Annotated in this window: 10 protein-coding genes; 6 read left to right on the top strand and 4 right to left on the bottom strand. The window is 73.1% G+C overall.

The window, feature by feature from the left end; translation table 11 throughout:
- Positions 1 to 7 precede the first annotated feature (7 nt).
- The 3 genes from ACU6P3_RS25635 (at position 8) to ACU6P3_RS25625 (ending at position 1,941) form a co-directional block, all read left to right on the top strand.
- Positions 8 to 310, top strand: a complete 303-nt coding sequence (locus ACU6P3_RS25635) for a YrhB domain-containing protein (protein ID WP_030753847.1) — start codon at positions 8 to 10, stop codon at positions 308 to 310.
- Between the two features lie 3 nt (positions 311 to 313).
- Entirely contained in the window at positions 314 to 1,618 is a 1,305-nt protein-coding gene (locus ACU6P3_RS25630; protein ID WP_447194284.1) for a YrhB domain-containing protein, read from the top strand.
- 77 nt (positions 1,619 to 1,695) lie between these two features.
- Entirely contained in the window at positions 1,696 to 1,941 is a 246-nt protein-coding gene (locus ACU6P3_RS25625) for a DUF397 domain-containing protein (RefSeq protein ID WP_030753841.1), read from the top strand.
- A 129-nt stretch (positions 1,942 to 2,070) separates the two neighbouring features.
- On the opposite strand, the gene ACU6P3_RS25620 is transcribed toward ACU6P3_RS25625, so the two are convergent.
- The 4 genes from ACU6P3_RS25620 to eccB form a co-directional block, all read right to left on the bottom strand.
- The gene (locus ACU6P3_RS25620) at positions 2,071 to 2,367 is read right to left on the bottom strand and encodes a WXG100 family type VII secretion target (protein WP_030753838.1); all 297 of its coding nucleotides are present in this window, start codon (positions 2,365 to 2,367) and stop codon (positions 2,071 to 2,073) included.
- A gap of 47 nt (positions 2,368 to 2,414) precedes the next feature.
- Positions 2,415 to 2,753, bottom strand: a complete 339-nt coding sequence (locus ACU6P3_RS25615; RefSeq protein WP_030753835.1) for a WXG100 family type VII secretion target — start codon at positions 2,751 to 2,753, stop codon at positions 2,415 to 2,417.
- A gap of 148 nt (positions 2,754 to 2,901) precedes the next feature.
- Positions 2,902 to 4,251, bottom strand: coding sequence for a type VII secretion-associated serine protease mycosin (mycP, locus tag ACU6P3_RS25610; protein WP_447194283.1), 1,350 nt, complete (start codon positions 4,249 to 4,251; stop codon positions 2,902 to 2,904).
- 13 nt (positions 4,252 to 4,264) lie between these two features.
- A complete protein-coding gene (gene eccB, locus ACU6P3_RS25605) occupies positions 4,265 to 5,809 on the bottom strand; it encodes a type VII secretion protein EccB (protein WP_447194282.1) in 1,545 nt (514 codons plus the stop codon).
- Positions 5,810 to 6,044: 235 nt separating this feature from the next.
- Between eccB and eccE the strand changes: the two genes are divergently transcribed.
- The 3 genes from eccE to ACU6P3_RS25590 all read left to right on the top strand — a co-directional run bounded on the left by eccE (position 6,045) and on the right by ACU6P3_RS25590 (position 12,177).
- Positions 6,045 to 7,340 (top strand): type VII secretion protein EccE, encoded by a 1,296-nt coding sequence (gene eccE, locus ACU6P3_RS25600; RefSeq protein ID WP_447194281.1) that lies wholly within the window; start codon positions 6,045 to 6,047, stop codon positions 7,338 to 7,340.
- Complete coding sequence (locus ACU6P3_RS25595; RefSeq protein WP_447194280.1) at positions 7,340 to 8,203, top strand: hypothetical protein; 864 nt, start codon at positions 7,340 to 7,342, stop codon at positions 8,201 to 8,203. The genes eccE and ACU6P3_RS25595 overlap by 1 nt, the downstream gene beginning before the upstream one ends.
- A gap of 434 nt (positions 8,204 to 8,637) precedes the next feature.
- Entirely contained in the window at positions 8,638 to 12,177 is a 3,540-nt protein-coding gene (locus ACU6P3_RS25590; RefSeq protein ID WP_447194279.1) for an SCO5717 family growth-regulating ATPase, read from the top strand.
- Positions 12,178 to 12,363 lie beyond the last annotated feature (186 nt).

The raw sequence follows: 12,363 nt of genomic DNA, 5'->3' as shown, positions 1-12,363 counted from the left end.
CCCAGTCATGATCAGCAAGAACGACGCCCTGGTGGCGGCCCGCTCCTTCGTCACCGCATCGCTCGGCGACCAGCAGTACACGATCGTGATGCTGCCGGAGGAGAGTTACGAGCGACGTCTGTGCTGGGTGGTCCGCTTCGACACGCAGGAGAGCATCGACAGCGGTGATCCGTGGAAGGGGCCGCTCACGCGTGTCGTGGTCGTACCGAAGGACGGCTCGGACGTCCACTACCCGCCCTCCCCGCTGCCCCTGGACAGGTACCTGGACATGGTCGAGCGCGGCGAGTGGCCCCCCGCACGGAACAGGTGAACGATGTACGACCCTCAGCAGCAGGCACAGCGCTGGCTCGACGCCACCTACCACGGCCTCGTGGAGCTGGCCACCCCCGGTCCGGTCGCCCAGGACGCGCACACCTGGCTCTTCGCGTGCCGCACGAAGCCGCAGCCCGGCTATCCCCGGACCCCCATGCTCGCCGCGTCGGTGGCCGTGCCCAAGAACGGCATGCCTCCGTTCCATCCGGCCGCGGACGACCCCTGGGGCGATCTGAACGCGTTCGCCCGGGCGCCGGTGGCGCGCGAGCCCGCCGCGCAGGCGCGGCGGCTGAACGCGCGCGGATGCGTGGTGACCGTGTCGGCGACCATGGGCGGGGCTCCGGCGAGCCCGCTGCCCTGGTCCCCCGCGCACGAGGCGCCGGGCTGGTGGGAGCTGCTGCTGAAGCGGTACTTCCCCGGCGCCGAGAAGATCTCGTGCGCGAGCTGGGACGAGGTGATCGTCGCGGCCCGGGAGCCCGGGCCCGGCACCGGAGGTGTGGTGTGGGTGCGGCGGGAGATGGCCGGTGAGGAGGTCAGCGGCCATCTGGTGTACGCGCACAACGACAACGGCCGGGTCGTCCTCCTGGACGGGATGACGGGCGGGCTCGCGCGGCTGGACGTCGCGGGCCTGCGGACCCTGACCTTCGCACGGCTGCGCCCGGCCGACGGGGTTCCCGCCCCGGCCCCCGACCCCGTACGGCAGGCGGCGGGCGACCTGCGTACGGCGGTGGAGAAGGCGGAGGCGTGGCTGCTGCGCACCTACGACGAGCCGGTGGAACTGGTGGAGCCGGACGCGTCCGACGAGATGGCGCGGGGCTGGCTGTTCGCCTGCGAGAGCGGGGAGTACCGCCGGGGCGGCGACTGGTCGCGGGCCATGCTGGACGCGGCGGTGGTCGTGCCCAAGGACCGGGGTGAGCCGTTCTGCCTGCCCAACTCCTCCCCCTGGTCGTGGCTCGACGCGTGGAACGGCGGTGCGGAGCCCGGCGACGGCACGCTCTCGCTCCCGCCGCGTCCGGGCACCGCCTCCTGGCTGACACCGACCCTCCGGCAGTTGGGCAAGCCGGTGGCGGTGGCGGAGCACGCCGACTGGGACGGCGTGCTGGCGGAGCTGGCCGAACTGCCCGTCGGTGGCCGGGCGCTGGTGTGGGTGCGCCGGAAGGACGCGCGGGGACGCGAGAGTGTGGGACTGCTCCTGACCGGTTTCCGGTCGGAAGAGGGCAGCGGACTGGTCGACAGCAGTGCCGATCCGGTCACGGATCTCCAGTCCGTCGGGGCGGCGGGCTTCCGCTTCATCCGTTATCGCTGACACGCCTTCCGGCAGGTGGGAGCGCCAGTAGGCTGACCACCGTAGCCCGTACGCAATGCCCGGGAGGGAACGCACCGATGGCCGACGCAGTCGACAAGGAACGGCAGAAGGAAGAGCTGTACGCGCTGGACATCAGCGGGGTGGAGTGGCAGGGCGCGCCCGGCACGACGCCGGACGAGGAGCGGGTCGAGATCGCCTATTTGCCGGGCGGCGGCGTCGCGATGCGGTCGTCACTGGACCATGACACGGTCCTGCGGTACACGAAGGCCGAGTGGGACGCGTTCGTCCTGGGCGCGCGGGACGGCGAGTTCGACATCAAGTAGGGCCCCCGGTTCACGCGGCGCGACGCGCGTGGCGGCCCGGGCGAAAGACGGCAGAAGGGGGTGTCCGCCGAAGCGGACACCCCCTTCCTTGGTGTGGGTGCGCCCCAGGAGCGCCGTACGGGGCCTGGATCAGCCCATGCTCATACGGAAACGGGCCGCGTTGCCCTTGTCGGTGTCCTGGTAGCCGATGACGGACTCGTCCAGGAGCTGCGCGATGCGCTGGAGGTCCTGGTTCATGCCCTCCATCTGCCGGGTGAGCACGTCCTGGGCCTCGCGGTAGGCGGTCTTGGCCTCACCGTCCCAGTTCTCGGCGACCCGGTTGACCTGGCCCATCAGCGTGCCGAGCTCGGTGCTCAGCTGGGAGGCGGTCAGCCGGGTGTCGCTGGCCGCCTGGGTCACGGTGTCGTAATTGACGGCAGTCGTCATGTCGGTCTCCTCAGAAGGGTGTTCGGCGGGAGGTGGCGGACGGCCGCTCAGGCCATGCCGAGGATGGCGCTCTGGCCACCGGCGGTGTCGTCCATCCGCCGGAAGGACTGGATGCGCTCCTGCTCCTGCTGCGTGAAGCCGTCGGCACTCATGCGCATGATCTCCTCGAGCTCGATCAGCTTCACGCGCATGTCCCTCAGCCGCTTGTTGAGGCGGTCCTGGACGATGTCGTACTCCTTGCTGGCCGCACCCTGCCAGCCCGCCTGGATGCGGTCCACGACCCCGTTCAGGGAGGTGATACGAGACTGCAGCTCGTCATGGAAGTTCTGGATCTTGCCGGCGAGGCCGATCTGTTCCTCGCTGGTTACGTTCAGGTCTTTCGACATCTTTCCCCTTCTTCCTGTCTTGCCGCTCTCGCGCTCCTTGAAGGAGCGCAGTGGACGGGAAGCATCTGGATGCCGCCCCCGTGTGGGCCCACTCCCGTGGCCCCGTCGGTAACTTTAACCAGTCGGTACGACAGTTCCAACTGCAAAGTCAGACATGGATATTTGATTCGCTTCTGCCCCGTCGGGCGGCTTTCGCCCGGGTGTCCCTGACCACCGTGGCCGTGCCCGCGACGACCGCGACCAGCACGGCGCCGATGCCCAGCGCGTAGGTGGCGTAGCGCTCCGTCCGCTCCTGGGGGGTCTCGGACATCGCCAGGTGCGCGGGCTCGGGTGCGGGAGCCTTCGGCGGGCCCGGGTCGGGGCGCGGTGACTCGGGCGGCGTGTCGTCCTCGGTGAGCGCGCGGACCGGGTCGACGACTCCCCAGCCGACGAAGCTGTCATGGCCGTTGATGCTGCGCTCGGCGGTCTGCTCGATCTGGGCGACGATGTTGCGCGCCTTCCAGTCGGGGTGTTTGGCGCGCAGCAGCGCGGCGACACCGGCGACGTACGGGGCGGAGAAGCTGGTGCCGCTGTCGGAGCACTGGCCGAAACCGGGCACGGTCGAGACGATGTCCACGCCCGGGGCCGCGACCCCGACGAACCTGCCCGCCTGGGAGAAGACCGCGCGCTCGTTGTTGCGGTCGGAGGAGGCCACGGCGAGGACGCCGTCGAAGGCCGCCGGGTAGGTGTTCTTCAGCTTGCCGTCCATGCCGTCGTTGCCGGCGGAGGCGACGACGACGATCTCCTTGTCGAGGGCGCGCCGGACGGCCCGGCCGAGGTCCGACTGTTCGTCAAGCGGTTTGGTGGTGTCCTGGGAGATGTTGATGACGTCGGCGTTTTTGGCTATCGCGTGATCGATGCCCTGTGCCATCGTCTTGTCATTACCACTGTTGTTCTGGTCGTTCTGACGGATCGGGATGATGGTCGCCTCGGGGGCGATCCCCACGAAGCCGGTGCCCTTGACGGGCCGCGCGGCGATCAGCCCGGCGACCTTGGTGCCGTGGCCCACCTTGTCGTCCGTGCCGTCGGCGGGCTTGCCCTTCTCCATCTTCTTGGTCAGGATCTCGGTCCCGGCGGATGTGTCGACGGCCGACTTGAGCTGTGGGTTGGCGTTGTCGACACCGGTGTCGATGACGGCGACGCGCACCCCCTTGCCCTTGGTGTCCTGCCACAGTTCGTCCAGCAGCACCCGCTGGAGGGCCCAGGGGGTGCCCTCGATCTGCTTCTTCATGGGGAAGGTGCACTCGCCGCTGCCGTTCAGGGCCGGGGAGGCGGGGCCGGTGGGGCCCGGCCGGTCGTGGCGCCCCTGGGCGTACGCGGCCGGGGACAGCACCGTGACACAGACCAGGGCCGTCGCCCCGGCCAGCCGTGCGGCCACTCCCGTACGGGTCGTACGGGGCGCGCGGGAGTCCGTACGGGCCGTACGGGGCGCGCGGATCGTGGGAATCGACGTCTTCACGCTCCCGCCCTCCTCAAGAACCCTGGGGCTGGCGGGCGCCGTTGGTGTCGAGCCGCGGTCCCTTGGACAGGAACTCCGACCAGGCGATCGGTACCAGTACGGGCGTGACCTTCTCGTAGCCGAGCCGGATCTGCGCCTGGCTGGGCTCCGGGCGGCCGTCCTGCTGCTTCTCCTGGTCGCCGGTGCCGATCTCGGACCGTTCCGCGTCGCTGTCGCCGTTCGCCTGGACCGCGTAGCGCAGTCCGGTGTCGGTGACCAGGAAGAGCGATCCGTCGGGACGGGTCTGGTTGCCCTGGACCTGGGTGTAGAGCAGTCCGGAGCCCGGGGTGACGTAGGTGCTGGTGCCACCGGCGGTGATGTCCGCGGGGTAGGACGTGCCGGCCCAGGTGGACAGCGTCGTACGGCCGTTGTCGTCGACCTTGCGCAGCACGCTGCACACCGTGTCGCGGGCGCCCTCGCCCTCGGTCGCGTTGACCTGGACGGCCTTCTCCTCGGGCCAGTCGTACTTCTCGTCGAAGGCGTCGGCGGAGGGTGAGAACGACGAGAGGTCGACGTTCGAGGCGCCGCCGACCATGTTCAGGGCGTCCGTCTGCGGCGAACTGATCAGCAGCCAGGCGGTGAAGGCGGACACCGGCTCGATCCTGCCGGGCAGGACGACGTAGTGCTGCGGGCCCGAACCGGTCTGCGCCAGCAGGACCATGCCGACCCGGTCCTGTTCGGGAGTGAGTCCACCGCCGACCCCCGCGTCGGCGGTGACCTCACCGGGAATCCCGGGGAACTCGACCGGGCTGCCCGTGTGCAGGGTCGCCAGCCAGTCGTCGGTGACCTGCTGCGGGGGCTTCGTGCCGACGACCGCGAGGGACAGGGCGTCGCCCGGCTCGCCGGGCAGTTGGTACTTCGTACCGGAGGCGTCGACCAGGTAGCGCGTGCTGCCCTTCTGGCCCTGGACGTAGAGCACCTGGCCGCCGGTCAGCCTGTTCTTGCCCTCGGTCCGGGAGGAGTCGCGGTCGGCGAGCACGAAGGCGGCCTTCTGCACGCTCGCGCCGCGCCCGCCGCCGGGCTGCTCGCACACGGCCCAGCGCTTGGCCTTGCCGGCGTCCTTGTCGCCGGGCAGCCGGTCGGGAGCGTAAGGGATGCCGAGGATCGGGCCGCGGGCCGGCTTGCCCGCGTCCAGGATCTTGTCGGGGACCTGGATGACCTTGCCCTGCTGGGGGCTGAGCAGCAGCCTGGCAGAGGCGAGGTTGAGGACCGGGTGGAGCAGCGTCTCCTTGTCCTTGCCCGTGCCCGTGTTGAGCACGACGTACCGGGTCGTCGAGTCCTTGGCGACGATCACATTGGTCTCGGGCCTGGCCCAGTCCTTGGGCGCGGTGGGCTTGAACATGCCCCACGCGCCGAAACCGGCCAGGATCACCGCGCCGAGGATCAGACCCGGCACGACCGCGCGCAGCGGTCTGGGCGCGCCCTCCTCCGTGCCGGTGGGCGAAGGTTGGAGGAATGATGCCACCATGCGCTTCTTCGCGAAGGTGTACGCGTTGAGCTCGTCCCGCCGTGATGCCATGAGTCCCCATCGGTGAAAAAGGCGCGGTCTTCCCCCGGGGGCAGGCCAGTGCCCCTCCCGGCAAACCGTGCCGGTCGCGGCGCTGTCAGTGTGTCCCCCGGGTCCTGCCTGACTGTCGGACCGGCCCCCTACTATGCCTGGAGACCGCGCCCGCGTGTGGGGCGGGTAGGGTGATGCCGCTTTGCCAATGCCCTGCCCGGCCAGGGCGACAGGGACAAAACGGGGGTTCTCCAACATGGCATCCGCGACGCAGACGCGGCGCCGGACGCGGCCCGCGGCGGCCACGCCGCCGTCCACCGCCTCCCCGGCCTCCGCGACACCCGGACTCAGCGCGCGCCCAGGCCATTTCGGCCCGTTCCGCATGCAACAGCTCGTACTCATCGAGGTCGCGGCGGCCCTGCTGCTGACGGCGTGGGTGATCGACGCGCTGCTGCTGGTGCCGGCCGGGGTGATCGCGGTGCTGCTGGTGCTGCTGGCGCTGGTGCGCAGGCACCGGCGGTCGCTCCCCGAGTGGCTCTCGACCGTCGCCGCCCTGCGGGCGCGCACGCGCCGGGCCGCCTCGCTGACGATCCCGCCCGGTACGGAACCGGGACTGGCGCCCGCGGTGGAGTGCGATCCGGCGCTGCGCACGTACTCGTACAGCGACCGCGACCGGCGCCCGGTCGGGATGATCGGGGACGGTACGTTCCTGACGGCGGTGCTCCAGGTCGAGGCGGACGCCACCGCGCTGCGGGCCGACCGCGCCGAGCGTCCGCTGCCGGTGGCGCTCGTCCGGGACGCGCTCGACGTGGACGGCATCCGGCTGGAGTCGGCGCAGATCGTGCAGCACACCCAGCCCGCGCCGGCCCCGCACCTGCCGGAGCAGTCGGTGGCCGCGCGCAACTACGCGCCGCTCCAGGCGCAGACCGGCTCCCCGGCCGTGCGGATCACCTGGATCGCGCTCAAACTGGACCCCGAACTCTGTCCGGAGGCCGTCGCCGCGCGCGGCGACGGGCTGACGGGCGCTCAGAAGTGCCTGGTGCGCGCGGCGGACCAGCTGGCGAGCCGGCTGACCGGTGCCGGGTTCCGTACGACGGTGCTCACCGAGCAGGAGCTGACGGCGGCGATCGCGACCTCCACCTGCGCCAACCCGATGGCCATAGCCCAGGCGGGCCGGGCGGAGACCTTGCACCGGCGCACGAAGGAGACCTCGCGCACCTGGCGCTGCGACGACCGCAGGCACACGACGTACTGGGTGGGCCGCTGGCCGCAGCTCGGCGCCGGCGGGGCCTCGATGCCGCAGCTGATCGCGCTGCTGACCTCGATACCGGCGCTGGCGACGACCTTCAGCCTGACGCTGGGACGCGGTGAGCGACAGGGCGTCACGGTCACCGGCCACGTACGCATCACGGGGCGCAGCGACAGCGAGTTGGTGACGGCCCGCCACGAACTCGAGCGCGCCGCCCGCGGCGTGAAGACCGGACTCGTACGACTGGACCGCGAGCAGGTGCCCGCGATGCTCGCCACTCTGCCGCTCGGGGGGACCCGCTGATGTCCGTGCCCGCCTCGTCCGTACCACCGGCCTCGTCCGTACCGCCCGGATCCGCCGCGCCGCCGTCGGCCGCGGTGTCCGCGGGCCGGCCCGTCCCCTCGTCCGCTCCGGCGCCCGCGCCGGTGTCGTCCAGGAGCGCGGTTCCGCTCGGCAGCGGCGGCAGGCCGCGGATCGGCTTCGGCCTGCTCGGGCCGCGCCGGGAACGCCACGCCCTGTCCGTGGACGACCTCCAGGCGCTGGCCCTGCCGGTCGGTGACGACGGCATGGTGATCGGCGTGGACGCGCACAACCGCCCCGCTGTGCTGGGCCTCAACCGGCCCACCGCGTACGACATCACGCTGATCGGCGGGTTGTGGACGGCACAGGTGCTGACGCTGCGCGCCGCCGCGACCGGGGCCCGGATCGCCGTCGAGACCGGCCGGGCGCACGCGTGGACGGCGCTGGCGCAGGCGGCGGGCGGCGGTCAGCCGTGTGTCACCCTGCACGACGTGGGGCGGGTGCCGCCACAGGGCGCCTCGGCCGGCAGCCCGGTGGTCGTGGTGCGGGACTGCGGAATGCGTCCCCCGCGCGGGCGTGTGGTGTCGGCGCCCTGGCAGGCGGTGCTGACCCTGCTTCCGTATCTCTCCCCGGTGGCGCCGCGGCTGATGGAGAAGTCGGGGCTGGTCGGTGTCCAGCGGGTGTCGCCGGACGAGGCGGCGCAGATCGGCCGGGTGATGCGGCTTCCCCGGGCCGAGACGGAGGCGCTGTCCACCCTGGCCGACGGTGTGACGCTCTGGTGCACGGCGCGCGACCGGCAGTTCGTGATGACGCAGGCGACGGACGCCGAGACCGGCCTGCTGGGCAGCGCGCGCCGGATGGACTGAGGGGTCCTTCGCCGGGCGGGGCTGGTGCCGGGCCGTGGGCCGGTGCCGGCCGCGGCGACGGCAGCCGGACGCGCGGCGGCCGGATCCGCTCGGGGGCGGACACGCACCGGTTCCGCGTGCCCAACCCGGGCCACGCGACCGGCGAGGGGGAACACGCCGTCCGGCCAGGTCCCTGCGGGTGGGGCCCTGCACACACCGGCACACACCGGTGTCACGGACCCCGGGACATGACCGTACGGCTCGCCCGTTCGCGGCCCGCCCGGCCTGCCGTCCCGGCGCCGTTGGCGATTAGGGTGGTGTGTGGGCGCGGCAGCACAGAACCTTCGGGCGGGCCGACCGCGTCGTAACGGGAAGAGCCGGGCGAACCGGACGCACAGATCCGGTCGCTCCAACCCACCACGGCACAAGGGTGCTCGACCACACCAGGAGGCAAAGTGACCGGCGATCGGGACGAGATCCGCGGCGGCTGGAACCGGCCGCCCGCGGAGGATCAGTCCGACGCGGAGCAGCCCGAGATGACGGGTGAGTTCACCATCGACTACACCCCGCCGGCCTGGTACACGCAGAACGCGCCGGGGGACACGTCCGGCGGCGCGCCGGGGGCGTCGGCGTACGCGCCGTCGCCGCCCCCGCCGAACGGCGCGCCCGTCGCCGTGCCGGGCCTTCCCTTGGGCAGTGGCTTCGAACCGAACTGGGCGCCCGCGCCCCCGCCGCCCGCCCCGGCCGCGGACACACCGCCGTCGGGCCGGGCCCCGGCGGACGCCTCGACGGCGGCGCCGACCCCCCCGGCCGCACCGGGACCGGCCGCGCCCGGCCCCGTGCCGCCCGGGCCGCCTGCCCCCGTCGCCGATCCATCGGACCCATCCTCGTCAGCGGCTCAGCCGTTCGGCGGCGGCGACGTGGAGAGCGGGGCCACCATGCGCTTCTCCCCCGCCGCGCTCAAGCGGGAGTTCGCGGAGCGCGAGGCCGCGGCCGAGAAGCAGCGGGCGGAGCAGGAGACGGCCGCGCGCAGCGAGGCCGCCGAGGCGACCGGGCCGGCAGAGCCCGCCGAGGTGACCGGACCCGGCGCTTCCGGCGCCGGCCGTCCGGCCGGCACCGAGGGCACGCCCCCGGCCCCGGCCGCCGCCGGTCCGACGCCACCCGAGGCCGGGAGCGCCTCCGGGGACACCGCCGGCGACGCCCCGGACGCGGCCGACGGTACGAAGGCCGGCGAGACGGCCACGACGGCGGCCTCCACACCGGACCCCGCGGGAGGCGGCACACCGGCCCCGGTTTCTGACATCCCGTCCGATGCGGCAGACGCATCCGAGTCGTCCAGCGCGTCCGAGGCGGCCGAGTTGGTCGAGGCGGAGGAGGGCACCGGCACCGCGCCCACCTCGGACGGTGGCGCCACGGAGACCGCCGACGCCGCCGAGCCGACGGACTTCCCGCTCTCCGCGCCCGCGGACGCGGACGCGGTCCCGGACCGGCGGGAGAAGCCGGCCGCCCCGGAGCCGGAGGCCTCCGAGGGCGGGGCACCGGCGGACGCCATGCCCGCCGTGCCCGCCGACGCGCCCGCTCCCGCCGACGCGGCCGTTCCCACGGACGCGCGGGACACCACTCCGGCCCCCGGCCCCGCGCAGCCCTGGTCCGCGCAGCCGCCCGCGGCCCCGGTGCCGGGGCTGCCCCCGCTGCCGCCCGCCTACCAGCCGGCCGCCCCCGCCCCCGCGCCGCAGTGGCCCGTACAGGCCGGCGGCGCCGAACAGGACGCTCCGCGAGAGGAGGACCGGGCCCAGCCCCCGGCGGCGCAGCAGCCACAGGACCGGCCGAGCCCGCAGGACGCACAGACCCCCCAGGCACCGGAGCAGGCGAGCCCACAGACACCGCAGACTCCACAGACCCCACAAACACCGCAGACACCGGAGGCGTCGGCCCATCAGCCGCCGCACGCCGGTTACGGATTCCCTCAGCAGTCGCGGCCCGGCCAGCCGGGCCCCGCCGTCCCGGCGCCGGGCCCCCAGGCCGGTCCGCCCCCCGGGTACGGCTTCCCCCACCAGCAGGGACAGCCGGGGCAGCAGCCCTCGGCGGCGCAGGGCGGATACGGCTTCCCCCAGCAGAGCGGGCCCGACCAGCAGCCGCCCGCCGCACACGGCGGATACGGCTTCCCCCAGCAAGGCGGCCCCGGCCTGCCCCCCGCCGCGCACGGCGGATACGGCTTTCCCCAGCAAGGCGGGCCGGGCTCGCAGCCCCCCGCCGAGCAGGGCGGATACGGCTTCCCGCACCAGCAGGGTCCGCACGGCCCGCAGCCCGGCGCGCAGGGCACCGGACCGCTGCCCCCGCAGGTGCCGCAGCCCGGACCCGGGACGCCGCAGGTCCCGCCCCAGCACGGGCCGTACGGCGGGCTGCCGCCCCAGGCCCCCGCCCAGCAGGGCCAAGGCCCGGGGCAGGTGCCCGGGCAGGTCCCGCAGCCCGGGCAGGGCGGGCCCGTCGATCCCCGTACCGGCGCCGCCTGGCCCTCCGCCGTCTCGCACGACCAGCGCGAGCGTTCCGTGCCGGGCGCGCCGCTGGGGTACACGGCCGCCGTCGAGCTGTCGTCCGACCGGCTGCTGCGCAACAACAAGCAGAAGGCCAAGAGCAGCCGGAATCCGGCCGGTTCGCGGTTCAAGATCGGCGGCAAGGCGGCGGAGGCCGAGCGCCGGCGCAAGCTCGATCTGATCCGAACGCCGGTGCTCTCCTGTTACCGGATCGCGGTCATCAGTCTCAAGGGCGGCGTCGGCAAGACCACGACGACCACCGCGCTGGGCTCCACCCTGGCCACCGAGCGGCAGGACAAGATCCTGGCGATCGACGCCAACCCGGACGCCGGTACGCTCGGCCGCCGTGTGCGGCGCGAGACCGGGGCGACCATCCGGGACCTGGTCCAGGCGATCCCGTACCTGCACAGCTACATGGACATCCGGCGGTTCACCTCGCAGGCGCCCTCCGGTCTGGAGATCATCGCCAACGACGTGGACCCGGCCGTCTCGACCACGTTCAACGACGACGACTACCGGCGTGCGATCGACATCCTGGGCAAGCAGTACCCGATCATCCTCACGGACTCGGGAACCGGCCTGCTCTACAGCGCGATGCGCGGGGTCCTGGACCTCGCCGATCAGCTGATCATCATCTCGACGCCGTCCGTGGACGGTGCGAGCAGCGCGTCGACCACGCTGGACTGGCTCTCCGCGCACGGCTACGCCGATCTGGTGCAGCGGTCCCTCACGGTCATCTCCGGGGTCCGGGAGACCGGGAAGATGATCAAGGTGGACGACATCGTCCAGCACTTCGAGACGCGTTGCCGGGGGGTCGTCGTCGTCCCGTTCGACGAACACCTCGCGGCCGGCGCCGAGGTGGACCTCGACATGATGCGGCCCAAGACCCGCGAGGCGTACTTCAACCTCTCGGCCCTGGTGGCCGAGGACTTCGCCAGGGCGCAGCAGGCACAAGGGCTGTGGACGTCCGACGGCCAGCCGCCGCCGCACCTGGCTCCGCCGATGCCGGGTCCGGGGCAGCATCCGCAGCAGGGCGGGCCGTTCCCGGGGCCGGCACAGGGCCAGCCGCCGCACGGGCAGCCGCCGTACGGTCCGCCCGCGCAGGGCCGGCCGTACGCTCCCCAGCAGCACCCGCAGCACCCGCAGCCGCAACCGCCCCAGCAGGCACAGCCGCCCCAGCCCTATCCGCCGCAGCACCAGCAGCCTCCGTACCCGTACCCGCCCCAGCAGCAGGGGTGGCAGCAGTCGTCGCCGTCGCAGGCACAGTCCCCGGCGAGCCCGGCCGGTCAGCCGCAGTCCCAGCCCGGCGGCCAGCCGGGCCAGGCCGGCCCGCCGGGTCCGTACGGCCGGCAGCCACCGCACCAGCAGCCCGCCGAACAGGGCGACGCGCAGAGCGGGACCACGCCGCCCGGATGGCCTCGGCAGCAGCCTCCGGGGCCGCCGCCAGCGCCTCAGCAGTAGGGCATCAGAGGTCTGGACCAATAAGGGGCCGCACCGTCCTCACGGTGCGGCCCCTTGGCGTATTACCGCAGACCACACGGGGTTTCAGGAGCCGTTGACGTGGCCTGACACACGCTGATAAACCTTCGCTTCACAAGATGGCGAATCAGTATCAACCCGGCTTCTCCGCGCGAGTGATAACACGAG

It is taken from the genome of Streptomyces hebeiensis (genome assembly GCF_052983195.1).
The sequence above is the reverse complement of the archived record's forward strand: the minus strand, read 5'-3'. Positions and strand labels throughout refer to the sequence as shown.

Bases quoted from the DNA above. Each gene is read 5' to 3' on its own strand.
- ACU6P3_RS25635 (WP_030753847.1), top strand. From the start codon at position 8: ATGATCAGCAAGAACGACGCCCTGGTGGCGGCCCGCTCCTTCGTCACC.
- ACU6P3_RS25630 (WP_447194284.1), top strand. From the start codon at position 314: ATGTACGACCCTCAGCAGCAGGCACAGCGCTGGCTCGACGCCACCTAC.
- ACU6P3_RS25625 (WP_030753841.1), top strand. From the start codon at position 1,696: ATGGCCGACGCAGTCGACAAGGAACGGCAGAAGGAAGAGCTGTACGCG.
- ACU6P3_RS25620 (WP_030753838.1), bottom strand. From the start codon at position 2,367: ATGACGACTGCCGTCAATTACGACACCGTGACCCAGGCGGCCAGCGAC.
- ACU6P3_RS25615 (WP_030753835.1), bottom strand. From the start codon at position 2,753: ATGTCGAAAGACCTGAACGTAACCAGCGAGGAACAGATCGGCCTCGCC.
- eccB (WP_447194282.1), bottom strand. From the start codon at position 5,809: ATGGCATCACGGCGGGACGAGCTCAACGCGTACACCTTCGCGAAGAAG.
- eccE (WP_447194281.1), top strand. From the start codon at position 6,045: ATGGCATCCGCGACGCAGACGCGGCGCCGGACGCGGCCCGCGGCGGCC.
- ACU6P3_RS25595 (WP_447194280.1), top strand. From the start codon at position 7,340: ATGTCCGTGCCCGCCTCGTCCGTACCACCGGCCTCGTCCGTACCGCCC.